Origin of the sequence: Collinsella sp. LCP19S3_B6 (genome assembly GCF_052121815.1) — a bacterium.
In the GTDB taxonomy this organism is placed as follows: Bacteria; Actinomycetota; Coriobacteriia; order Coriobacteriales; family Coriobacteriaceae; genus Collinsella.
This window is the reverse complement of sequence record NZ_JBQKDN010000026.1, coordinates 1-23,518: the sequence shown is the minus strand read 5'-3', so window position 1 is coordinate 23,518 and position 23,518 is coordinate 1. Positions and strand designations below refer to the sequence as shown.

Annotated in this window: 19 protein-coding genes and 1 other RNA gene; 18 read left to right on the top strand and 2 right to left on the bottom strand. The window is 60.9% G+C overall.

Features of this window, described 5'->3' with window-relative positions; genetic code table 11:
• The 8 genes from ACTQWD_RS08120 to ligA form a co-directional block, all read left to right on the top strand.
• The coding region (locus ACTQWD_RS08120) for a hypothetical protein (protein WP_441559713.1) at positions 1–333 on the top strand (333 nt) is incomplete at its 5' end.
• A 354-nt stretch (positions 334–687) separates the two neighbouring features.
• Positions 688–1,215 carry a hypothetical protein gene (locus tag ACTQWD_RS08115; RefSeq protein ID WP_427719798.1) on the top strand — a complete coding sequence of 176 codons (528 nt, stop codon included), beginning with the start codon at positions 688–690 and terminating at the stop codon, positions 1,213–1,215.
• A 330-nt stretch (positions 1,216–1,545) separates the two neighbouring features.
• Positions 1,546–2,238: a GntR family transcriptional regulator gene (locus tag ACTQWD_RS08110; RefSeq protein ID WP_427719797.1), complete on the top strand. Its 693-nt coding sequence runs from the start codon at positions 1,546–1,548 to the stop codon at positions 2,236–2,238.
• A gap of 124 nt (positions 2,239–2,362) precedes the next feature.
• Positions 2,363–3,385, top strand: coding sequence for a LacI family DNA-binding transcriptional regulator (locus ACTQWD_RS08105; protein WP_441559712.1), 1,023 nt, complete (start codon positions 2,363–2,365; stop codon positions 3,383–3,385).
• A 134-nt stretch (positions 3,386–3,519) separates the two neighbouring features.
• Complete coding sequence (locus tag ACTQWD_RS08100; RefSeq protein WP_441559711.1) at positions 3,520–4,857, top strand: glutamine synthetase family protein; 1,338 nt, start codon at positions 3,520–3,522, stop codon at positions 4,855–4,857.
• Positions 4,858–4,907: 50 nt separating this feature from the next.
• Entirely contained in the window at positions 4,908–5,570 is a 663-nt protein-coding gene (locus ACTQWD_RS08095) for a response regulator transcription factor (protein ID WP_427728642.1), read from the top strand.
• A 208-nt stretch (positions 5,571–5,778) separates the two neighbouring features.
• Entirely contained in the window at positions 5,779–7,239 is a 1,461-nt protein-coding gene (locus tag ACTQWD_RS08090) for a S1C family serine protease (RefSeq protein ID WP_441559710.1), read from the top strand.
• 448 nt (positions 7,240–7,687) lie between these two features.
• Positions 7,688–9,916, top strand: a complete 2,229-nt coding sequence (gene ligA / locus ACTQWD_RS08085; protein WP_441559709.1) for an NAD-dependent DNA ligase LigA — start codon at positions 7,688–7,690, stop codon at positions 9,914–9,916.
• Positions 9,917–10,071: 155 nt separating this feature from the next.
• Here the strand turns inward: ligA and ACTQWD_RS08080 are convergent, their stop codons facing one another.
• Positions 10,072–11,418 carry an MATE family efflux transporter gene (locus ACTQWD_RS08080; RefSeq protein WP_441049152.1) on the bottom strand — a complete coding sequence of 449 codons (1,347 nt, stop codon included), beginning with the start codon at positions 11,416–11,418 and terminating at the stop codon, positions 10,072–10,074.
• Between the two features lie 207 nt (positions 11,419–11,625).
• Between ACTQWD_RS08080 and moaA the strand changes: the two genes are divergently transcribed.
• The 9 genes from moaA (at position 11,626) to ACTQWD_RS08035 (ending at position 22,023) form a co-directional block, all read left to right on the top strand.
• Complete coding sequence (moaA, locus tag ACTQWD_RS08075) at positions 11,626–12,681, top strand: GTP 3',8-cyclase MoaA (protein WP_441537590.1); 1,056 nt, start codon at positions 11,626–11,628, stop codon at positions 12,679–12,681.
• A gap of 4 nt (positions 12,682–12,685) precedes the next feature.
• On the top strand, positions 12,686–13,987 hold the full coding sequence (gene mobB, locus ACTQWD_RS08070) for a molybdopterin-guanine dinucleotide biosynthesis protein B (protein WP_441559708.1): 1,302 nt from the start codon (positions 12,686–12,688) through the stop codon (positions 13,985–13,987).
• Positions 13,988–14,252: 265 nt separating this feature from the next.
• A complete protein-coding gene (locus tag ACTQWD_RS08065; protein ID WP_441559707.1) occupies positions 14,253–15,539 on the top strand; it encodes an MFS transporter in 1,287 nt (428 codons plus the stop codon).
• A 293-nt stretch (positions 15,540–15,832) separates the two neighbouring features.
• On the top strand, positions 15,833–16,144 hold the full coding sequence (gatC, locus tag ACTQWD_RS08060; protein ID WP_035136890.1) for an Asp-tRNA(Asn)/Glu-tRNA(Gln) amidotransferase subunit GatC: 312 nt from the start codon (positions 15,833–15,835) through the stop codon (positions 16,142–16,144).
• Positions 16,144–17,658 carry an Asp-tRNA(Asn)/Glu-tRNA(Gln) amidotransferase subunit GatA gene (gene gatA / locus ACTQWD_RS08055; RefSeq protein ID WP_441559706.1) on the top strand — a complete coding sequence of 505 codons (1,515 nt, stop codon included), beginning with the start codon at positions 16,144–16,146 and terminating at the stop codon, positions 17,656–17,658. Before gatC ends, gatA begins: the two co-directional genes overlap by 1 nt.
• A complete protein-coding gene (gene gatB / locus ACTQWD_RS08050) occupies positions 17,658–19,334 on the top strand; it encodes an Asp-tRNA(Asn)/Glu-tRNA(Gln) amidotransferase subunit GatB (RefSeq protein WP_427728667.1) in 1,677 nt (558 codons plus the stop codon). Before gatA ends, gatB begins: the two co-directional genes overlap by 1 nt.
• Before the next feature lie 933 nt (positions 19,335–20,267).
• A complete protein-coding gene (locus tag ACTQWD_RS08045; RefSeq protein WP_441559705.1) occupies positions 20,268–21,014 on the top strand; it encodes an HAD-IC family P-type ATPase in 747 nt (248 codons plus the stop codon).
• 143 nt (positions 21,015–21,157) lie between these two features.
• Positions 21,158–21,511: a hypothetical protein gene (locus ACTQWD_RS08040; RefSeq protein ID WP_441068007.1), complete on the top strand. Its 354-nt coding sequence runs from the start codon at positions 21,158–21,160 to the stop codon at positions 21,509–21,511.
• Entirely contained in the window at positions 21,508–22,023 is a 516-nt protein-coding gene (locus tag ACTQWD_RS08035) for a type II toxin-antitoxin system VapC family toxin (protein WP_441068009.1), read from the top strand. Before ACTQWD_RS08040 ends, ACTQWD_RS08035 begins: the two co-directional genes overlap by 4 nt.
• A 59-nt stretch (positions 22,024–22,082) precedes the next feature.
• Here ACTQWD_RS08035 and ACTQWD_RS08030 read toward each other — a convergent pair whose 3' ends face one another.
• Entirely contained in the window at positions 22,083–22,517 is a 435-nt protein-coding gene (locus ACTQWD_RS08030; RefSeq protein WP_441016416.1) for a hypothetical protein, read from the bottom strand.
• Positions 22,518–22,756: 239 nt separating this feature from the next.
• Here ACTQWD_RS08030 and ssrA point away from each other — a divergent pair.
• Positions 22,757–23,120, top strand: a transfer-messenger RNA (tmRNA) gene (gene ssrA / locus ACTQWD_RS08025).
• Positions 23,121–23,518: the final 398 nt, after the last annotated feature.

Sequence of the window (23,518 nt, the reverse complement as noted above, 5' to 3'; positions counted from 1 at the left end):
CTCGAAGAGCCCGATCGCCGCCTTCCTGGCCTCGATGTCGTGTTTCACTCTCAAGTCGACACGCATAAAAAGCCTCCCATTTCTCGTGTCCAAGAAATGGGAGGCAGTTCAGTTTGGGCGGCCGCCGCTTGCGTTTTATCAAAGAAAGATCATTGCCGAGCCTTAAATGCCTTTTGTCTGCGTGCCTTCCACAATCATGTTGCGGTTGTAGGCCAGGTGCAGATACATCGCATCGTGAGCGGCAGTGGGGTTGTGCGCCTCGATGGCGTCGGCCGCACCGTGGTGCGTGTGGATGGTCTCCTCGACGAGCTTTTTTGCCCGTTACGTCGATAAAAAGGGGAACGGACGCCTTGAACACACCCATCAGACGGGTAACGACGAGGTTGCCGCCATCCCAGGGCGGCTTCATGGAGTAGCGCCCGTACGCATCGAATTTATCCACTCATAGATGTGCGGCACCAAGAGCCCCGAGTTCATACGAGCTCGGGGCTCTTTTCGTTTGGATTGCAGACGTATTGACAGACGAAAACAGTCTGCGTCCGGTATTGAGCCATACGAAAGCGAAATTATGCGTCTTAATTCCGTACGCAAATCAAGACGAAAACCGTTTGTGTCTCGGATGAATCAGTACGCAAACGGTTTTCGTCTTATATCTTGAAGGCCTACAGGCGAAACGATTCGGCAACGGTGGAGGTCGACCGGTTTGAGTATGGCAGGCTGACGCTCGAAGGCAGCAACGTAACGTTCGACGCGCTCACGTCGGCTCGCCAGGACTTGAGTTTTCACACGCTCGAGCATAAGTGTGTTGAACATCTCGGCATTTCTGAGCTAACGCCGGATATTATGCGCACGCTTCGCTTGCTCGGCAAAGATGGCTATACCAACGCTGCGGCGATTTTGGCGGATAAGAATGATTTTCCGGGCATCGACTGCGTCCGTTTTGGTGATACCGAGGATGTGATCTTGGATCGCGAGGCGGCGACAAATATATCCGCAATTGAGCAGGTGGACAGGGCGGTGGCTATGTTTGCACGCTACTACCGTTATGAGCGTATCGAAGGGATGGAGCGCGTCCAAACCGATCGAATTCCTCTCGAGGCGTTTCGCGAAGCTGTCGCAAACGCTTTGGTGCATCGGACGTGGGACGTTCGAGCTATAGCAACCCGCATAGCGCGCCTTGATCATCAACCGTCCGTATTTCGCAGCAACTTATAACAGACTCGGGGTGCCAATTTGGGGTGCAGTAGTGCTGCGCCACGAAAAGGGCCTATCTACTACGTTTAAGCCGCAGGGGTCAACCATAGTCGGCTTTTTCGAAAATCGACAAGCTGCCTACCTGCGGTTTTGTTTCCACGGTTTTTGGTATGGCCGAGGCTATCCGTGTTAACGTAGTAGATGGGCCACTTTTGTGGCAAGGGGCCGATCTGCGGGCTAGGGCAGCTAAAAGAGCCCCGTCCCAAAAAGACTGATTGGGAGCTGGGACGTGTCGATGCGATAGTATTGCATGGTGGTATTCGACTAACCGAGGGTTTATCCGAGGGCTTTATGGAACAGCACCAGCATAATCAAAGCTTGCAAGATCAGGCATACAATGCACTGCGCTCCAAGATCATCTATGCCGAGCTCAAGCCCGGCACGCGCCTTTCGGCGATTGGTCTGGAAAAGGAGACGGGAATCGGGCGTACGCCCATTCGCGAGTCCTTTGTGCGCCTGCGTGAGCAGGAGCTGGTGGAAACGCGTCCCAAAAGCGGCACCTACGTCTCTAAGATCAGCATGGAGCGCGCCGAGAACGCCTGTTTCTTGCGCGAGAAACTCGAGCGAAGCGTACTCATTAAATGCTGCTCGGTCGCCACGCCCGAGCAAAAGCATCGGCTCGATCAGATTCTTGCCGAGTCCGAGTCGCTCGACCATGGCGAAACGCGTCGTTTCTTTGACCTGGACAACCTGTTCCATGAGACGTGTTTTGAGATTGCCGGCCGTCACATGTTGTGGGATTGGATGAAGAGCGTCAATACGCATTTTGAGCGATACAACTGGTTGCGTATGGTGTCGCAGGATCTAGATTGGGAGCCGATTCGTCGGCAGCATCGCCGGATTCTCGAGGCCATTAAGAGGGGCGATACCGACGCGGCGAGCTATCTGGCCGAGACACACCTGCACCTGATGCCCGAAGAGCAAGGTCCGGTTATCGCCTTACATCCCGATTATTTTGAGCTGTCCAAAGACTCGGCTATCTAGCCCATTATCGCATCTGCTCGAGACGCAAAAACGATGCTGCTCACCTACAGCGTTTTGCAACCGAGAATTTTAAAAAATGCCTAAAATGGCTCAGACTGCCGACAATGGGGAAACGGGGTGCGCTATGGCGCAGATGAGAATCAAGGACATTGCCGTCGAGGCGGGTGTGAGCCCGGCCACGGTCTCGCGCTATCTCAATAACCGCCCCGGGCAAATGACCGAGGAAACCCGTGCTCGCATTGCGGAGGTTATCGAGCGTACCGGCTATCGCCCACGTGCCGCCGCGCGCAATCTGCGCAGCTCGCGTACCAACCTCATCGGCGTGATCTTGGCCGACATCGCCAACCCGTTCTCCAGCGCCATGCTCGAGGGCCTTTCCGCCAGCGCCGCCGCGCGCGGCTGCTCGCTCATGACAGCCATTAGCGGCAACGATCCCGCCAAGGAGGCCGAGTCGCTCACCAGGCTTATCGACGCTGGCGTGGACGGTCTGGTCGTCAATACCTGCGGTGGTAACGACGAGGCGATCGTCGCGGCAGCGGGACGCCTGCCCGTTGTGCTGCTCGACCGCGACGTTGCCGACGGCGGTGTCGATCTGGTGACATCTAACAACCGTGAGCTGGTCGCCGGCTTGGTAGACGCCTTGACCGCCGCTGGCAGCGAGTGCCTGTGCCTGCTCACCGAAGCAAGCGACGACAGCCCCGTCCGTCGCGAGCGCGCCGAGGCCTTTACCGACGAGCTTTCGCGCCGCGGCCTTGCCGGCGAGGTTATCACCTTGGCCGATGGCGGCGCCACGGGCGTCGGCCGCCTGGACAAGACCATCCGCGGCTATGCAGGAAAAGAGCTCGGCCTCATTGCCGTCAACGGCCTGGTTTTCCTGCGCCTGACCGAGGCGCTGGCGCAGCTTGGTCCCTCGCTTCCGGCGGGGCTCAAGATCGCGACGTTTGACGACTATCCCTGGAACCATGTGCTCTTTGGCGGAGTCACCACGGCCGCGCAGGACACCCTTACCATCGCCGAGCGCGTGGTCGATCGCCTCTCCGAGCGTATCGACGTTGTTACCACCACCGTGGGCGATGCCGCAAAGCTCGCCCCTAAGCGCATCGAGGTTCCCGGCCACATCGCACACCGCGCTTCGACCTCGCGCTAGCCGCTCGTTCGTAACTGCCTGTTCGCGCACGTTTTTTGGGCGCTTGATACGCTTTAACCCTGCGGAAACATTTTTCTGCGATAGTATCTGCGATATAGACCAGTCGAAACCCGCCCAAAAGAAAGGGGAGCGACATGAACCAGCAGAACATCGATTACGTACTCCGTTCCGTAGAGCAGCGTGACATCCGCTTTGTGCGTCTATGGTTTGTCGACATTCTCGGCCGCCTCAAGAACTTTGCCATTAGCCCCGAAGACCTCGAGGTCGCTTTTGAGGAGGGTATTGGCTTTGACGGCTCCGCCATCGAGGGCTTTGCCACGCCCGAGGAAGCCGACATGCTCGCGTTCCCTGACGCCTCGACCTTCCAGATCCTGCCGTGGCGCCCGAGCCATAACGGCGTCGCCCGCGTGTTCTGCGATGTGTGCACTCCCGATCGCAAGCCGTTTGCCGGCGACCCGCGCGACGCCCTGCGCCGAATGTTTTATAAGGCCGAGAAGGCCGGCTACCTGCTCAACGTGGGTGCCGAGCTGGAGTATTACTACTTCCCCGACGAGCACACCCCCGAGCCGCTCGACAACGTGGGCTACTTCGACCTTTCGGTGAGCGATGCCGCTCGCGACCTGCGCCGCAATACGGTGCTCACGCTCGAGAAGATGTCCGTGCCCGTGGAGTACACCTTCCACGCCGCCGGCCACTCGCAGCACGGCATGAGCTTGCGTCACGCCGAGGCCCTGAGCATGTCCGACGCCATCACCACGGCCAAACTCATCATTAAGCAGCAGGCCTACGAGAGCGGTTGCCACGCCTCCTTTATGCCCAAGCCGTTGGCGGGCGAGGACGGCAGCGCCATGTTTTTGCATCAGTCGCTGTTCGACCACGACGGCAACAACGTCTTTTGGGGCGAGGCCGACGAGAAGTACCATCTCTCCGATATCGCCAAGCACTATATGGCCGGCATTCTGGCACACGCGCGCGAGATCAGCGCCATCACCAACCCCACGGTCAACTCGTACAAGCGCATCACCACGGGCGGCGACTCCGTGCCACAGTACGCTACGTGGGGCCTGCGCAACCGCGCGAGCATGGTCCGCATCCCGGTCTACAAGCCCGGCAAGCAGCTGTCCACGCGCATCGAGCTGCGCAGCCCCGATCCCATGGCCAATCCGTACCTGGTCAACGCCGTCACGCTGGCGGCTGGTCTGGACGGCATCGAGCGCAAGCTGGACCTCCCGCCCGAGGCAACGGCCGAGACGCTCAAGCTTACCGACCGTCAGATGGTCGAGGCCGGCTATACGCCGCTGCCGCGCTCGCTCAAAGAGGCGCTCGACGTGTTTGAGGACTCGCAGTTTATGAAGGATGCCCTCGGCGAGCACATCCACAGCTTCTTCCTCAAAAAGAAGCGCGACGAGTGGCATAAGTTTGAGTCCACGATTACCGAGTGGGAGATCAAGCATTATCTGGCGAACTCCTAATCGCGCTGGTTCGTTCCAGTACGATTGAGCTCATTTCCTTGGAGGTCGATATGTCCGAAAAGAGTGCCCTGTTCATGGCGCGCACGACGCGCTTCCACGAGTTTGCCCGCAGCTTGACGACCACCCTGGGTGTCGAGGTGAGCCTGGCAACCCCCGATTCGCCGACTGCGGCGCATGACTTTGACCTGCTGATCCTCGATTCCGATGGCATCCGCAGCGACCGCATCGATCAGATTGCCAAATGGCTCGACGACCGCGGCGGCGTTCCCATGTTGGTAATCGTCGACGACGAGGCGCTCGGCACCCTGCGCCTGCCCAATCACGCGCATGCCGACTTTGTATGCCCCACGGCGACACCCAACGAGCTTAAGGCTCGTGCGCAGCGCCTGATGGGCGAGGAGGAGACCATCACCGCCGACGATGTGCTCAACATCGATAACCTCGAGATTAACCTGGCTACCTACCAGGTGACACTCGACGACGAGCCCATCGACCTGACGCTGATGGAGTACTCGCTGCTGAGCTTTTTGGCGACGCACCCCAACCGCGCCTACAGCCGCGAGGTGCTGCTGCACCGCGTGTGGGGCTTTGAGTACTGCGGCGGCACGCGCACCGTCGACGTGCACATTCGACGCATCCGCTCTAAGGTGGGCCCGCAGATCGCGGCGCACATTACCACCGTCCGCGGCGTGGGCTATCTGTTTAAGGACTAGCTTTTCACCGCAAAGGGGGCAGGTGCCTTCGTGGTGGTTTTGCCGCATGCGTGGATCCCTTTCGAGTTTGCAGCAGAACTTAAGCATTCCTTAAAGATTGCGTTCTCATACACGTTCGCCCGCATATTGGGGTACAACTCAACGTGAACAATGATGGCCCGCCACATGTTTGGCGGGCCTTTGGTTATTAGACGAAAGGATCGCAGCTATGAGCGAGAACGATTCCCAGCGTCCCCAGGATGCGGGCAACGCTGGCGAGACCCAGCAGCAGCCGCGCGTGCAGGTGGAGTCGACGCCTGCCGACGGCAACATTCCCTACGTGCAGGCCTACGACACACAGACCGGCCAGCCGCTGGGCGGTCAGCAGGTTGTAACCAAGCACACGGTGGTCAAGACCAAGACCAGAAAGCTACCGATCTTCATTACGGCGCTCGCCGGCTGCGCCTGCGGCGCCCTGCTGGTCATCGCGCTCATTATGAGTGGCACGCTCAACATTGGCGGCGGAAAGAATGTCGTGACGGCGGGTGCTTCGGGTTCATCGACGCAAAAGATTACGATCGACTCCGAGGACACCACGCTTGCCGAGGCCGTTTCTGCCAAGGCCCTGCCCTCCGTCGTTTCCATCACCGCCACTTCGAGCGGTAGCCAGAATGGCTCGCTTTCGCAGTCTGCCGACGAGTCGGATGGTTCGGGCAGCGTCGGTTCGGGCGTGGTGCTCGATACCGAGGGCCACATCCTCACCAACAACCATGTGGTCGATGGCTATGACCAGTACGTGGTTACCATGGACGACGGTACCACCTACGAGGCCGAGTTCGTGGGCAACGACGCCTCGAGCGACCTGGCCGTCATCAAGCTCAAGGATGCTGACGCCTCCAAGCTCACGCCGATCGAGATTGGTGATTCCTCCAAGCTTAACGTGGGCGAGTGGGTCATGGCGATCGGCTCGCCGTTCGGCAACGAGCAATCTGTCTCCACGGGCATTGTGTCGGCGCTGTATCGCTCCACGGCCATGAGTTCTACCAGCGGCAACACCATCTACGCCAACATGATCCAGACCGATGCCGCCATCAACCCGGGCAACTCCGGCGGCGCGCTCGTTAACGACAATGGCGAACTCGTGGGTATTAACTCTCTTATCGAGAGCTACTCGGGCTCCAGCTCGGGCGTGGGCTTTGCCATTCCGGTCAACTATGCCAAGAACATCGCCGACCAGATCATCGACGGCAAGACGCCGGTTCATCCGTACCTGGGCGCCACGCTTTCGAGCGTCAACGCGCTCAACGCCCGCACTAACAATCTCGGCACCGATAGCGGCGCGTATGTGGCAAGTGTCGTCGAGGACGGTCCTGCCGCCAAGGCTGGCATCCAAGAGGGCGATGTCATCACCAAGCTGGGTGACGATGAGATTACGAGCGCCGATGGCCTGATTATCGCGCTGCGCAGCCACGAGGTGGGCGAGAAGGTCGAGATTACGCTCGTGCGCGGCAAGGAAGAGAAGAAGGTCACGGTCGAGCTGGGTTCTGATGAGGAGCTGCAGAACCAGCAGCAGAACGACAGCGCGACCGACACCGGCAACGGCGGCATTACCGACGAGCAACTGCGCCAGTACCTGGAAGAACTGCTGGGCCAACAGGGTCAGGGGCAAGGCTACGGTCAGGGTTTCTAACGAGCTATATCGCACATATCGAAGCCAGAGGGGCTGTTCCGCCAGCGCGGGACAGCCCCTCTTCTCTTATTGATCCGTTGGGGACGGAGGAAAACGGATCATTTAGAAATGGCAAGGGCATGGTTCGGAAGGGCTTGGACAGTTAGTTCAGATTTGTATAAAACGGGTGCGGTCAGAGGCGTGTTTTGAGCGGTTTTGAAATGAAAGACGGGCCGAGATGGGTGTCTCGAAGACGGAAGCAAACCTAATTTGCCGTTCAGAACGATTGATTGGGGCGAAAAGCCGATATTTCAGCTCGATTCGGCGCGCGTAATTATACAAATCTGAACTAACTGTCCAACCCTGGTCCGGTCGCTGCCAATTCGGTGCGGTTTGAGACTGCTATTCGGCCCCATTGCGACCGGTGGTACTCTTGTATCCGTTTGAAATCGAGCGAAGGAGTGCCGCTATGGAGCAATCGAGCCTGTTTGGTGACGGCGTGGACATCGATACCGAAACGCCAGCGAGCACGGATACCGCTGCGCCGGCCGATACCCGTGCCCAGGCGGCAGCGCGCGCGGCTGAGTTGCGCCACGAGCTCGACTACCATGCTTACCGCTACTACATGCTCGATGCGCCCGAGATCACGGACGCTGCCTTTGACAAAATGCTCGTTGAGCTGCAGGAAATCGAGGCTACCTACCCTGACCTGGTGACGCCCGACAGCTATACCCAGCGCGTGGGCGGCTACGTGAGCGAGCAGTTTACGCCGGTCAAGCACATGGCGCGCATGTATTCCATGGACGATGCCATGGATCTGGACGAACTCGACGCGTGGCTCCAACGCACCGAGGATGCGCTCGGCGCCGGTAGCGTCACCTATACCTGCGAGCTCAAGATCGACGGCCTGGGCGTCGCGCTTACCTATCAAAACGGCACTTTCGTGCGCGCCGCCACGCGCGGCGACGGCACCACGGGCGAGGACGTGTCGCTCAATGTCCGTACCATCAAGGATGTGCCCATGCACCTATCCGAGCCGGCGCTCGCTCATATGGGCGCCGACCGCGAGCGCACCATCGAGGTACGCGGCGAGGTCTATATGCCCAAGGGCAGCTTTGTTCGCCTGAATGAAGAGGCCGATGCCGAGGGCCGCGACCCCTTCGCCAACCCGCGCAACGCCGCTGCCGGATCCTTGCGTCAGAAGGATCCCAAGGTCACGGCGCGCCGCGATCTGGCCACCTTTATCTATGCCATCGCCGATACCGACCCGCTGCACGTCCACAGCCAGCGCGAGTTTCTGGACTGGTTGCGTAGCGCCGGCTTTAGCGTCAACCCCAACGTGGCTCGTTGTGCCACGCCGGCCGAGGTCCACGAGTTCTGTGCCCAGGCGCTCGAGCACCGCGGCGACTTGGATTACGACATCGACGGCGTGGTCGTAAAGGTTGACAGCTTCCAGCAGCAGCTCGACCTGGGCTTTACCGCTCGCGCACCACGCTGGGCCATTGCCTTTAAGTTTCCGCCCGAGGAAAAGCAGACCGTCCTGCGCGAAATTCGCATCCAGGTGGGCCGCACCGGTGTGCTCACGCCGGTCGCCGAGTTCGACCCGGTGACGGTTGCCGGCTCCACCATCGCGCGCGCCACGCTGCACAATATCGACGAGATCCGTCGCAAAAACGTGCGCGAGGGCGACACCATCATCGTGCACAAGGCGGGCGACGTTATCCCCGAGGTCGTGGGCCCGGTGCTTGACAAGCGCCCGGCCGATTCGGTTGACTGGCACATGCCCGAGGTCTGCCCCGTGTGCGGTAGCCCCGTGGTCCACGAGGATGGCGAGGTGGCTTACCGCTGCGTGTCCATCGACTGTCCCGCACAGCTCAAGGAGCGCCTGCTCCACTGGGTGAGCCGCGGTTGCATGGATGTCGACGGCCTAGGCGACGAGATCGTCGACAAGATGATCGCCGCCGGCCTGATTCACGACGTCGCAGACTTCTACCAGCTCACGGTCGATGACATCGCAGGCCTGGACACGGGGCGCACCTATGCCAGCTCCAACAGCAGAAAGGGCGTTAAGAAGGGCGACCCCATTCCGGTAGGCCTCAAGACGGCCGAGAAAATCATCGCCGAGCTCAACAAGTCCAAGAGTCAGCCGCTCGGTCGCGTGCTGTTTGCCCTGGGCATCCGTCACGTGGGCAAGAGCGTGGGCGAGGTCATCGCCGAGCGATTCCTGTCGATTGACAAGCTTATCTTGGCGAGCGAAGAGGATATTGCCGAGTGCGAGGGCATCGGCCCCAAGATTGCGGCGAGCGTCAAGCAGTTCCTGGCCGTGCCCGAGAACCTTGCCGTGCTGGAGCGCCTGCGCCAGGCGGGCCTTTCGCTCGAGGTCGATTTGGGCGCCGCGCACGCGCAAGCCGCAGCCGACGCTGGCGTGGCAGGCGAGCTCGCCGACGCACAGCCGCTCGCGGGTCTGACCTTCGTGCTGACAGGCACGCTCGTCAACCGCACGCGCGACGAGGCGGGCGCGGCGCTCAAGGTGCTCGGCGCCAAGGTTTCGGGCAGCGTATCAAAGAAGACGAGCTATCTGGTTGCCGGTCCCAAAGCGGGTTCCAAGCTTACCAAGGCCGAGCAGCTGGGCGTACCCGTGCTGGACGAGGACGCACTCGAGCAGATCCTGGCTACCGGTGAGGTGCCCCAGGCTTAAGGCATCAATAGTCAAATTGAAGAACCGCCCGAAAGCGCGATGCCTTCCGGGCGGTTCTTACTTTGTTGGGGAAACCGGCATCGTGATCTGCGTCACGTAGGTCGCGGGGTCGTCGCTGATGATGTCGTCAATGAGAGCGATTTCGCGTGGCCCCGCTACGCTGCTAACTTGTCAAAAGCCCCGCGCCGGTTGAGCACGGTAAACGCGACAACACAGATGACTGCCGACAGAATCGACCCGCACGGCGAGGCGATGCCCATGGGAAACAGCGTGTCGGAATAGGCGTTCGACAGCAGCCACGCGCCCGGCACGCGAATGAGTGCCACGGCCAGCACGTTGTGCGCAAAGCCGATGTAGCTCTTGCCATATGCAGCGAAAAAGCCGCTAAAGCAAATGTGGATACCGGCAAAGATTGCATCGAAAATGTAGCTGCGCATATAGCCGGTGCCGGCCGCGACCACCGCGGGGTCTTTGGCGAAAAAGCCGATAAACGCCGGTGCCACCAGCCACATCAGCACCGTGATCAGGCAGCCGTACACCACCGAGATGGTCATGGCGTCTTTGAGCACCTGACGCGCACGGTCGCCCTTGCCCGCGCCGGCGTTTTGCGCCGTGAGTGCGCTGACGGTGGCGCCCATGGAACTCGGTACAATGAACAAAAAGCTGATCATCTTTTCGACCAGGCCCACGGCGGCGGCGTCGACGAGCCCTCGGTGGTTGGCGATGACGGTGATAAACATAAACGCCACCTGGATGCAGCCGTCCTGTACGGCCACGGGCACGCCGATCTTAAGGATGCCGCCGAGCACCTCGGGCTGGGGGCGCAGGTCGCTGCGCTTAACATGGATGTTCGTGCGGCGGCTCTTGAGCCACACGAGCGCGAGGGCAACGCTTGCCGTCTGGGCGGTTACCGTGCCGAGCGCCGCGCCCACGGGGCCGAGTCCCATGTGGCCGATAAACAGAAAATCGAGTGCGATGTTGATGATGCACGCCACGCCAATCACGTACATGGGCGAGCGCGAATCGCCCAGGCCGCGAAAGATGGCCGAGAGAATGTTGTATGCGGCGATAAACGGGATGCCGACAAAGCAGATGCGCAGGTAGGCGGCGGTTCCTTCGACTGCCTCGGCTGGCGTGCCAATAAGTGCCACGATCTGCGGGCACAGTGCGAGCAGGATGGCTGCCAGCACTACCGAGACACCCATAAACAGCGTGATGGTGTTGCCGATGGCGGTCTCGGCGCGATCGAAGCGGCGCGAGCCCACGGCGTGGCCGACGATAACCGTCGTTCCCATGGCCAGACCCACGAGCGTCACGGTAATGATATAGAGCGTCTGCGCGCCATTGCCCACGGCGGTGATGCCGGCGGCACCGCTAAACTGCCCCATCATGTACAGGTCGGCCATGCCGTAGAGCATCTGCAAAAAGTACGAGAGCATATAGGGCAGGGCAAAGACCGCGATGGTCTTAAGGACATTGCCGCGTGTGAGGTCGTGTTCCATAGGTGGGGCTTTCTGGCTGGGTCTGTTTCCGTACCAGTGTAGTGAAAACCCTATAACGATTGTAGAGTCAAGGTTTGTGTGTTGAGGATGGGCTTGGAAAGCCGGTCTTGTTCGAAGCGACCTGTCCTGTCGTACGGGTGTGGCATGATTCTCTCGTGGGGTATTATGTTTTTCGAAGAATAAAACGCCGCGTGAGGGGAGGGCTGCGTGGACGGGCACGTGCAGCATGACGGTTTTGGCCGCGATATCAACTACCTGCGCATTGCCGTTACCGACAAGTGCAATTTCCGCTGCATTTACTGCATGCCGGCCGATGGCGTGGCGCCCCGTGCACACGACGAGTTACTCAGCGCCGAGGAAATCGCCCGCTTTGTGCGCTTGGTGGCGGGGGAGGGCATTCGCCGCGTGCGCCTGACGGGCGGCGAGCCGCTGGTCAGCCGCCGTATTATTCCGCTTATTCGCGACATCCGCGCGATCCCTCAGATCGAGGACATCTCGCTCACCACCAACGGCGCCCTGCTGCCCAAGCTGGCGCCGCAGCTCAAAGATGCCGGGCTTAACCGCGTCAACATCTCGCTCGACACGCTCGACCCTACGCTCTTTGGAAAGATCACGCGCCTGGGTCGGCTCGAGCAGACCATGGCCGGCATCGACGCGGCGCTGGCTTGGGGCTTTGAGCCCGTTAAGGTCAACTGCGTTGTTGTGCGCCGGCTCAACCAGGATGTGGCGGCCCTCGCGCGGCTCACGCTCGACCGTCCCATCCACCTGCGCTTTATCGAATATATGCCCATCGGCGACGAGCACACGAGCTCGCATTGCGCTGTGGACCCGCATGCGCCCGCGCTCAATCCCGAGCTGTGGGACGCGAGCGATACCGTGCCGAGTGACGAGCTGCGGGCGCGCATCAATGCCGGGGCCACCGCGACGGGACTGGGCGAGCTCGAGCCGCTCGACATCAACGACGCTCCTGCCGGCGCGGGCCCTGCGCGCTATTGGCGCTTTCCGGGCGCGGCAGGAACGGTTGGCTTTATTAGCGCCATGTCCAACCATTTTTGTGCGAATTGCAACCGTCTGCGCCTGACGGCCGATGGCAACGTGCGTCCATGCCTGTTTAGCGATGCCGAGTATTCGGTGCGCGACGCCCTGCGCCGTGGTGATGATATGCAGGTACTTTCGATTTGGCGCGATGCCGTGGCCCACAAACCGCAGGAACACGCGATAATTGAGGGCACGCAACGATTTATGTCCCAAATCGGAGGATGATCATATGGCCAAGAGCAGGTACGCCGACGCCACCAAGGCCGCTCGCAGGGCCGCGATGTCTGCCCACAAAGTCACGGCCGCGGCGAATGCTGGCAACGCCGACGCGTCCGCGCAGCCGACTTCCAGCGCGGCCACCGAACCCGTCCGTGACGCACGTCGCAACGAGCTGACGCACGTGGATGCCAAGGGCGAGGTGCGCATGGTCGATGTGTCCGACAAGGCCGAGACCCATCGCATCGCCATCGCCGAGGGCACCATCCTCATGCATCCCGAGACACAGGCCATGGTGCTGAAGGACCGCGCCAAAAAGGGCGACGTGCTTGCCTGCGCGCGCGTGGCGGGCATCATGGCCATCAAACGCACGAGCGACATCATTCCCATGTGCCATCCGTTGCTCATTACCAAGAGCAAGTGCGACATTGCGCCCATCGCTCCGGCGGGGACGCCGGCCGAGGACGTGCCCGAGGGCTGGGCACCGGCGCGCGCGGACGGGCAGGTTGGCTTTCACGTACTGGTTACGGCCGGCGTGACGGGCAAGACGGGTATCGAGATGGAGGCCCTGACCGGCGCGAGTGCCGCGTGCCTAACGATCTATGACATGTGCAAGGCGGTTGATCGCGGTATGGAGATCGTCGACGTGCGCCTGTTGCACAAGGAGGGCGGCCGCTCGGGCGTATGGGACCGCGCAGAGCGTCAGGCTGCTGCTGAGGCCGTGGCCACTGACGGTGCCGCACCCGCGAGCGCACCCGTCGCCGTCGCGCCCGCAGCTCCGACACCGGCCGTCCCCGCGATCGCGTTTATCGGCTACCAAAACTCGGGCAAGACCACGCTCGTCGAGAAGGTTATCGCCGAGCTCACCCGCCGTGGCCTGCGCGTGGGTTCGCTCAAGCATCACGGGCACCACGGCTTTGATATCGACGTGCCCGCTAAGGACACCTGGCGCCATCACCAAGCCGGATCCAAGCATGTGGGCCTCATCTGCGCCACGCGCTGGGCGGAGTACGCCGACACGCGCGAGGAGGACGAGATGCCCGCGCGCGAGCTGCTGTCGCGCTACAACGATGTCGACGTGGTGATCATCGAGGGCTACAAGACCGAGGGCTTCGACAACATCGTGGTCGCGCGCTCCGGTGTCGACCGTCTGCGTGGCAAGAGCTCGCTCGACCTGGTCGACGGCCGCACGCTGGCCCTTGCCTGCAACGAAGCCCTGGCACGTCAGGCCTTCGACGCAGGCTTTGCGACCCGAGCCATCAACATCAACGACGCCCGCGCCATCTGCGACCTTATCCAAGACCATCTGGCCTAAAACCTGCCAAAAAGGGACAGGTTCATTTTGGCAGGTTCTATCTGGGCAAACGTCATTTCCACCACAGAGGGGCCAGGCATCTTTGTGGTGGTTTTTGCTTTGGTAGATTTTTGTGACATGCCTTACAATCTACCAAGTAGTTCATGACGGGCGAAAAACGGAGAGAAGGGTCCTGATGCGTCCTTAATGTTTCATGCGGATAGATTGATTTGACAGACGGCGACGAATGTCCACCGCCCGTATTCGTATGAAACGAGGAGTCTCCGTGCTCGTATCTCTTCTCTCAAAACCTCACCCTTCGTTGTCCGCGCAGGCTAAGCACCTGGTGGTAATGCGCTTCCTCATATATACCGGCTTTCAGACCAGCTACTTTATCGGTGTTATCGGAACACTCACCTATGCAGACGATGCCTCGGTCGTTGCGACATCGCTGGCCGTCCTGTTTATGAACGTCTTCGTGATCCTGGGATCCTTTGCGGGTGGAGCGGCGCTTGACGCTTGGGGTCCGTGGCGGCATTTCCGGGCGAGTATCTTCGGCACGTTGGCAACCGGCGCGGCAATCCTCGCCTGTGGCAGCGCGACCGGAACAGTCCTTGCCGGCGCGGTGCTCCTGGGCTTTGTGATAGGATTCGCCCAGCCCGTCGCCACGTCCTATCCGGCGTATCTCACCGACGACCCCGTCGAGCTCAAAGACATCAACTCCGCCATCGCCATGCTCTCCAACGTGAGCATTATCGTCGGCCCCACACTGGGCGGCTTTGTCGCGGCGGCTGCATCGTCACACGCGGTGTTTTTGCTCATGATGATCTTTGCCGTACTGGCGCTCGTCGCCGGTTGGGGCTTTAGGCCGCAAGCAGGTCGCGTCGCCGCGCGCGAAAGTGCTCCCGCGGATAGCAGCACAACGGCAAGTACTGCCATTCAAAGCTCCGACTCCAATAAATCCACCCGCGTCACCTTCGTGACCAGCATCAAGACAGTCTTTACCAACAGCGTCCTCGCCCTGCTGTTCTGCATTATTTTCCTTTCGAACTTTGGCTATGGCGCCTTCGATCCACTGGAGTCATTCTTCTACCGTGATGTCCTGCATGTCGGTGTCGAGTGGATGGGCTGGCTCTCGTCCGCCTGCGGCGTGGGCGCGGTGCTGGGCGCCGTGGTCGCGCTCCGCTTGCCGCCGCACCTGGTCAACCTTAAGACGCTGCTTGTGGCGCTTCTGTCCGTGGGCCTGGGAAGTTTGCTCTATGTGGGGACACCGTACGTGGGCGTAGCCCTTGTCGGCCAGATTGCCCTGGGCGTGGCCTGGGGCGTCGTCAACCCGCTCCACAACACGATCGTGCAAACGACGGCCCCGCTCGAACAGCTCGGTCGCGTCAACTCGGTCATGGGCTTTGGCAGCATGTTCGCCGGCGTGGCGCCGCTGGCGATTGCCCCGTGGCTGGCGGCGACGTTTGGCGTGCAGCAGACGCTCATCGGGGCGGGTATGGTCGTGACGGCGGTTCCCGCGGCACTGCTGCTGTTTGGACGCCGGCATTTGGATCGTGCCGCAAAGCAGTAAAAACCATCACAACATTCGATGAAAATCGCGATTTTGTCGAATAACGTCGAATGTTGTGATGGTTTGCGCCCCGGGTCATGCCATCCTGCGGATCCGGCCACCACAAAGGGGCCAGGCACCTTTGTGGCGGTTTTCGCTATGGACGGTGCGGTTTCGCTGCAGAACCGCCGGCCCGCCGCCTGCCAACCGCCACCCTCGTTACGTTTTCGCTGCATTTGGGTAAAGCGCCTGCTCCAAGCCGGCGTTGCCTTGTATACTAGAGCGGTTTAACTGTTATGCGGAAGGGAGCGCCTATGGCACTCAGCGAGAAAGACGTGCGCGGTATCGCCGAGTACGCAAAGATCGCACTGACCGATGACGAGCTCGCCCAGATGACGTCCTACATGAACGATGCCGTCCAGATGCTCGAGCCCGTCTTGCAATATGACTTGCCCGACGTGGAGCCCACGTTCCATCCCATCGGAAGCCTGTCCAACGTGATGGGCGATGACCTGCGCGAGCCCGAGCGCGACCTGCCGCTCGACGTCGCGCTCGAAAACGCCGGCAGCGCGCGCGACCGCTACTTCCGCGTGCCGTCCATTTTGGGAGAGGGGGAGAGCGAGTAATGGCGCAGAGCTTCGATTCCCTTACCGCTGTCCAGATTGCCACGGGCGTTGCCGCTGGCGACTTTACCGCTACCGAGGTGGCCCAGGCCTCCCTTGCCGCCATCGAGGCGCGCGAGGGCGGGGTCCAGGCATTCCTGCAGGTGGCGCCCGAGCTTGCGCTCGAGGCCGCCGCGCGCGTGGATGCCGATCGTGCCGCAGGTAAGCCGCTGCCCCCGCTCGCGGGCGTGCCGCTGGCCATCAAGGACAACATGAACCTTGTGGGCACGCGCACCACCTGCGCTTCCCGCATGCTCGAGAACTACCAGAGCGTCTACACTGCCACCTGCGTCCAGCGCATGCTCGATGCCGGCTGCCTGCCCATGGGCAAGGCCAACATGGACGAGTTTGCCTTTGGCAGCTCCACCGAGAGCTCGGCGTTCCACCGCACCAACAACCCCTGGGATACCGAGCGCGTGCCCGGCGGCTCCTCGGGCGGCTCCGCTGCCGCCGTCGCTGCGGGCGAGGTCGCGCTCTCGCTGGGCTCGGACACCGGCGGCTCCATTCGCCAGCCGGCGTCGCTGTGCGGCGTGGTGGGCTTTAAGCCCACATATGGCGCCGTGAGCCGTTACGGCGTGGTCGCCTTTGGCTCGTCGCTCGACCAGGTGGGCCCCTTCGGCCGCACGGTCGAGGATGTCGCGCTGGCCATGAACGCGCTTACCGGCGCGGGCCACGATCCCTACGACTGCACCAGCCAGGATTGCGCCGTCGACTTTACCGAGCATCTCAACGACAGCATCGAGGGTAAGCGCGTGGGTATCATCCCCGCGTTTATGGAGGCCGAGGGCCTGACGCCCGAGGTCAAGGCCGCTGTTCAGCGCGCCGCCCAGGAGCTGCAGAACCAGGGCGCCGAGCTGGTCGAGGTCGACCTGCCGCACCTGGATGCCGCCATCGCCGCCTACTACGTCATCGGCCCGGCCGAGGCGTTCTCCAACCTGGCCCGCTTCGACGGTATTCGCTACGGCTATCAGGAGGAGGGCTGCGCCAACCTGTCCGACCAGAGCTCGCTGTCGCGCGCCCACGGCTTTGGCGCCGAGGCCAAGCGCCGTCAGATGCTCGGCGCCTACCTGCTGAGCTCGGGCGTGTACGACAAGTATTACTACGCTGCGCAAAAGGCCCGCACGCTCATCACGCAGGACTACGACATCGCGTATGCCAAGGTGGACACCATCCTCATGCCCGCCTCGCCGCGCACGGCCTTTAAGTTTGGCGAGATCAGCGACCCCACGCAGATGTACCTCTCCGACCTGTACACCATCTCGCTCAACATTTGCGGCAACGGTGGTATCTCGGTGCCCCTGGGCTTGGGCGAGGATACTCAGCTGCCCGTTTCTGCCCAGCTGGTGGGTCCGGCGTTTAAGGACCGTCAGCTGCTCACGTTTGCCCGCGCCCTGGAGCGCGGCTTTGCCGATGCCGCCACGGGTGCGCCCGCGCTTTCCGTCGCGCCCGATTTTGCCGGGAAGGGAGGCGAGCTGTAATGAAGGAGCTTTCCGAGGTCCTGCAGGATTGGGAGGCCGTGATCGGCCTGGAGATTCATACCGAGCTCACCGCACTCGATACCAAGATGTTCTGTAACTGCAAGCTCAGCCACGATGACGAGCCCAACGCCAACGTGTGTCCGGTGTGCTTGGGCCTGCCCGGCGCCCTGCCGGTGCCCAACAAGCGCGCCATCGAGAGCATCGTTAAGGCCGGCCTCGCCACCAACTGCGAGATCCAGCGCCACTCGATGTTCTACCGCAAGCACTACTTCTATCCCGATATGGCCAAGAACTTCCAGACCACGCAGGGTCCGGTCGCCTTTGCCATGTACGGTCACCTGGACCTGGACGTGACTGGTCGCGGCGCTGCAGAGCGCCCCGATTGCGCGTTTGGCGAGGCCGAGGCCCAGAGCCTGGCGAGCGCCTCGGCCAACGCCGAGGGCCTGTCTACGTCCATGACGTCGACCATGCGCGAGGGCAATCAGCGTGCCGGCCATCTGGCCAGCTATGACGCGTCCAACCTGCAGATGCCCGAGCGTCGCGAGGACGGTTCCTACACGGTGCCCATCCGCATCCTGCGCATCCACATGGAGGAGGACGCTGCCAAGATGGTGCACGTGGGCGGTGCCGAGGGCCGCATTACCGCCGCGGCCGAGTCGCTCGTCGACTACAACCGCTGCGGCACGCCTTTGATTGAGCTCGTGACTGAGCCCGACTTACGTACGCCTGAGGAGGCTCGCCTGTTTATGGAAAAGCTCCGTCGCATCTTTGTGACGCTGGGCATTTCGGACTGCTCGATGGAGAAGGGTTCCATGCGCTGCGACGGCAACGTGTCGCTGCGCCGCCGCGGCGAGACCAAGCTGGGTACCAAAACCGAGCTTAAGAACCTCAACTCGTTTAAGAGCCTGCACGACGGCCTTGCCTACGAGATTTGCCGCCAGGCCGAGGTGCTCGAGGAGGGCGGCATTATCTATCAGGAGACCCGCCACTGGGAGCCCAGCCGCAAGCGTACCGTGGTCATGCGTGTGAAGGAGACGGCTGACGACTATCGTCTGTTCCCCGACCCCGACTTGGCGCCGTTCGATCTGGACGACGAGTTCATCGATCGCTGCCGAGGTGAGATTCCCGAGCTGCCCGATACCAAGCGCGCCCGTTTTGAGGCCGATTTTGGCATTAAGGCGGCCGATGCCGAGCAAATCGCCGGTGACCCGGAGTTTGCCGAGTTCTTTGAGGCCTCCGCTGCCGGTATGGCTGGCAAGGAGGCCCAGACGGTTGCAAACTTGCTGGTGAACGAGATGATCGCCTACCTTAAGGGCGCGGGCGTGTCGCTCGCCGAGTCCGGCATCGCGCCGGCTCAGGTGGCAGCGCTTGCCAAGCTGCTGGCGACCGATGCCATCAGCTCCAACCAGGCTCATGAGGTCTTTGAGGCCATGGCCCAGACCGGCGACGACCCCAACAAGATCGTCGACGAGCGCGGTATGCGTCAGGTGAGCGATGCCGGCGCGCTGCAGCCGATTGTGGACGAGGTGCTGGCAAACTGTGCCGAGCAGGCACAGCAGTATCGTGACGGCAACCAGAAGGTCATCGGCTTTTTGGTGGGCCAGTGCATGAAGGCGAGTCGCGGCAAGGGTAACCCGAAGCTCTTCAACGAGTTGCTGAGAACGTCGCTCTCGTAAGCGGGAACCGAGGGGCCGGGCGCAGGGCCTTGCCTCTCAATTTCGGACAGTCCTGACTCACGACGGAGGCGCCACTGGCGCCTCCTGTTCGTGCGGAACTCATTGAGAGGCAAGGCCCTGCGCCCGGCCCCTCGGTTCCGTGGCGACTCGGCCGTTCTGGTCAGTCGGGCTGAATGGAAATAGAGTGAATGGGCGCGCCGTTGGCGCGCCCATTGTTTTTGAAGGGAACTCATTTTGAGCAAGCGCCCGCCCTGCCGGGGCTCCCGGGTTCCGTGGCGACTCAGCCGTTCTGGTCAGTCGGGCTGAATGGAATTTGGTGAATGAGGGTGCCGTTGGCACCCTCATTTTTTTGTGGATGTGGCGCAGGGACGGTCCCTTGGTCACATTTTTGGGCTGTGGAAAGCGAAGCTTAATACTTTTCCCGAGAAGTGAACGACCTTATTTGGACCTCTGAAGCATCGACACTATTTGGACGCTGTTTCCTGCGGTTTTGCCGAGTTTTCCCTGCGGTTTTGTTACTAAAAAATGCGGATGCTTCAGGGGTCCGATTTTGCTCGTTCACTTCTCGGGAAAAGTATTAGACCTCGATTTGCTGGGACGGGGGAGAGTCTTTCTTGGATGCCGGAGATGTACGTTGTGGCAGACGGATTGTCGAAAGTCGGCCGGTCTGCACCCTAAGATTTCCAGAAAGTTAACCATTTTTGACCTTAATAGTTAGTCCTTCTTAACTATTATCCAAAAGGGTGCTCATGCAAACTTATTCACTTGGGTGCTGAGGCACCGTGCCGTGTCCAATGCGGCAAAAGGGAGAAGCAACATGAAGAAGCCGACGTTTAACACCCTGCTTGTCGGTGGCGGTTTTCTGCTTGGTACGGCTGGCATCAAGCTGCTCGCCAGCGCTCCGGTAAAGAATGCCTGCGTGCAGGGCATTGCGTGCGGCATGCTGCCGTCGAGTACATCGTGGCGCACGGCATCGCTTCGTCCATCGAAGGGCGTCGCGCCATCATCGGTTCCGCCCATTTTGTATTCGAGGATGAGGGCGCGCAGCTCGAGTCCGACATTAAGGAGCAAATCGAGCCTCAGATGCAGGGCCTGTCGCCGCTGTATTTGGCGGTCGATGGCAAGGTCGTCGGCGTGCTCGGCATCGAGGACCCGCTCAAGCCTGGGGTCCGTGAGGTCATCGCCGACCTGCATGCTCTGGGCGTCAAGCATGTCGTTATGTTCACAGGCGATTCCGAGCGCACGGCCGAGCGCATTGCGCGAGAGGCAGGGGTCGACGAGTTTAAGGCCGAGCTGCTGCCCGAGGACAAGTACGCGTATGCGGAGCGCATTAAGGGCGAGGGGAGCCATGTTGTCATGGTGGGCGACGGCGTCAACGATTCGTCGGCACTCGCTTTGGCCGACGTGGGGCTTGCAATGGGTGGCGGAAGCGACATCGCCAAGGAGGTCGCCGATATCATCCTGACCGATGCGGATCTTGCTGCGATCGTGCGCCTGCGCCGCATGAGCCAGGGTCTTGTTGATCGTTTGACGAGCTCCTACTCTAAGGTGATGCTCACCAACTCGGCGCTCTTGTCACTGGGCATTACCGGCACGATTGCCTCGCAGGCATCGTCGCTGCTGCACAACGGCTCGACGATCGCCTACAGCCTGAGCAACGCGAAGGCATATCTGCGTTAGGAGACGTGTTTGCCCACGTTATCTGGCATGCGCCCAGACGGCATCGGTGTCGTCCGGATGCAGGCCTTTTGTATTTGACCATTTGATAGCGTCTCTATATAGAGTTGCTATCGAGGCTAGCAATTGAAGGGAGCGAGATCGACGTGGGTGCTGCTAGCGGCATGGCGCAGGTGAACGTTCGCGTGGATCGCCAGGTCAAGAACCGCGCCGAGGAGGCGCTGCGGCTTTCGGGCGGGTCACTGCCCGAGCTCATCAAAAAGGTGGTGGCCAAGGTTGCGCAGGGTGGCGGTTCGTGCGAAGAGGTGTTGTCGGCCATTGACGACCAGCCGCCTAGCGCTGGTGCCACCTCGCCGTTTGTCGCATCATGGGCGGCGGTGGATCAGATTTACGCGGACCTGGGCATCGCTACGTCGCCCGTATCCGACGATCGCGATTGGGACACAATCTATTCCGAAGCCATGGATGAGCATTATCGCCAAAAGGGGATGATCCTGTGAGTGGAGGTCCCCTTAGGATCATGGTGGATGCCAACGTATGGGTCGATTCGTTTTGCGCCGACCATACCGAGTCGCTTGCCGCGCGTACGTTTATTGGGCAGGCGACGGAGACGGGGGCGTTGCTGTTCTTTCCGGTGCATATTGCCAAGGACGTGCTGTACGTTGTCCAACACGAGCTGAAGCGTAGCGTTCTTGCCGGCGGGGGAGCGCTCGACGAGGCATCTGTCCGTGCAATTGGCGATGCGGCGTTGGCGTTTGTTCGGAACATGACCGAAAACGCCACGGCCGTGGGTACTGATGCATCCGATCTGTGGCTAGCCGACAAATATCTGACGCTCCATCGCGATTACGAGGACAACTTGGTACTCGCCGCGTGCAAGCGCGCGCAGATCGATTACTTGGTGACCAACAATCGCAAGCTGCTCGAACATGCCGATCTTGCAGCAAAGACCCCGCGCCAAATGATGCCGATTCTAGCTTTGGCCGAACGTGGTGGCGCGGCTATCGGTTAGCGCGAACTGTTTGCGTGGCCTTCGGAACGTCGGCGCTCAGAAGGCCACGCATCCTTTAATTACAAAAGCGCTGCCTTGATGACGGGAGCTTCGACGAGCTTCTCGGCGGCCTTTTCGTCGGAATCGTTTAGTGCTGCTAGACTGCGGTAGACCCACTCGTTGACCTGGGTGTTCTTGACGCCTGCGGTCTGCATAAGGGCGCCTACCTCGCGGATTGCTGCGAGCAGATCGGCTTTGGGACCCGCGAGCTCGACCTCGATGCCGTGGTAGGCGGCCACGCCGCGGTTCTCGCTCACGTGGTCGATAAAGCCCGCGACGGTCTCAAACTGCTGGGCGAGAGCTGCATCATCGTCAGCGTCCAGCGCAACAAGGGCGTTCGATACCGTGAGGGCGGGATGTCCACAGGGGACAAAGCCTTCGATGACATCCATGGCTTCGGTAATGGTCGAGCCCAGGCCTGCGAGGGCATTGATGAGTTGCTGCTTGGTATCCATAACGGTCCTTTCGACGGGTCAATTTTGCTTGGCGAAAATATACGTGACGTGTTCAGTGGCAAAAATGCGAAGTATGGTACACATTAGGGTCTTCACAGCTCGTGCATAGAGCAGGTGTCTGCCTTTAGAACGTGGTAAGATAGCTATCCACGAGCGGGGTTTACCCCGCGTGTTCCTTGAAAAGTCGACGGTTATCGGGTGTTTGCAGGCCCGATACCATCCAGACTTTCCCAACATTCGGGGGCGACTGGTTTCGACACGATAGCTCTGAGAGAGGAAGCAAGCCGAGGTCTCCTCGCCTCGTTAAACAGGGGTACCGTCAAATTGAATTGACAACAACTCTTCTTTTGAGCCTATGGCTCTCGCTGCTTAGTTTATAGCGGCGCGTCAACCCGGTGATTTCCCCGACACCGGCGCGACGTCATGTTAGGGGAATGCTCCCGCGCACGTAATCGGTATGGCGCGGGCTAAGACCGAACCGGTTGGGATGCCGCGAGCGTGTCGCTGCGCGCAAAGCGTCCGAGACTAAACCAGCGACTGAGCTTGGAGATGCCAATCAGGGGGCTTTCGTGGACCGGAGTTCGATTCTCCGCGCCTCCACCAATAGTTACAGGCAGGTAGAGAAGTGTTTCTACCTGCTTTTTTATTACTTATAGATACCGCGGAGAATCGAACTCTATGCAGGGCGCGGGCGTAAAGAAAACGCGTAAGCGTTTTTAGCCCGCGGGCGAGGACGCCGGCAGGCGGCCGAAGCCGGTGCGGATTTGCGAAGCAAATACGCGGATTCTCCGCGCAAAGCCTCGACCCTATATAGATGCGATGCCGATCGGATGACAGCCGGCAACGCCCTGCGCCAGCGTCATCCCCGCACCGCGGAGAATCGAACTCTGTGCAGGGCGCGGGCGTAAAGAAAACGCGTAAGCGTTTTTAGCCCGCGGGCGAGGACGCCGGCAGGCGGCCGAAGCCGGTGCGGATTTGCGAAGCAAATACGCGGATTCTCC

Excerpts from the sequence above, each read along its gene's own strand:
- ACTQWD_RS08110 (WP_427719797.1), top strand. The coding sequence starts at position 1,546 with ATGGAACAGCACCAGCATAATCAAAGCTTGCAAGATCAGGCATACAAT.
- ACTQWD_RS08105 (WP_441559712.1), top strand. The coding sequence starts at position 2,363 with ATGGCGCAGATGAGAATCAAGGACATTGCCGTCGAGGCGGGTGTGAGC.
- ACTQWD_RS08100 (WP_441559711.1), top strand. The coding sequence starts at position 3,520 with ATGAACCAGCAGAACATCGATTACGTACTCCGTTCCGTAGAGCAGCGT.
- ACTQWD_RS08095 (WP_427728642.1), top strand. The coding sequence starts at position 4,908 with ATGTCCGAAAAGAGTGCCCTGTTCATGGCGCGCACGACGCGCTTCCAC.
- ACTQWD_RS08090 (WP_441559710.1), top strand. The coding sequence starts at position 5,779 with ATGAGCGAGAACGATTCCCAGCGTCCCCAGGATGCGGGCAACGCTGGC.
- ligA (WP_441559709.1), top strand. The coding sequence starts at position 7,688 with ATGGAGCAATCGAGCCTGTTTGGTGACGGCGTGGACATCGATACCGAA.
- ACTQWD_RS08080 (WP_441049152.1), bottom strand. The coding sequence starts at position 11,418 with ATGGAACACGACCTCACACGCGGCAATGTCCTTAAGACCATCGCGGTC.
- mobB (WP_441559708.1), top strand. The coding sequence starts at position 12,686 with ATGGCCAAGAGCAGGTACGCCGACGCCACCAAGGCCGCTCGCAGGGCC.
- gatC (WP_035136890.1), top strand. The coding sequence starts at position 15,833 with ATGGCACTCAGCGAGAAAGACGTGCGCGGTATCGCCGAGTACGCAAAG.
- gatA (WP_441559706.1), top strand. The coding sequence starts at position 16,144 with ATGGCGCAGAGCTTCGATTCCCTTACCGCTGTCCAGATTGCCACGGGC.
- gatB (WP_427728667.1), top strand. The coding sequence starts at position 17,658 with ATGAAGGAGCTTTCCGAGGTCCTGCAGGATTGGGAGGCCGTGATCGGC.
- ACTQWD_RS08030 (WP_441016416.1), bottom strand. The coding sequence starts at position 22,517 with ATGGATACCAAGCAGCAACTCATCAATGCCCTCGCAGGCCTGGGCTCG.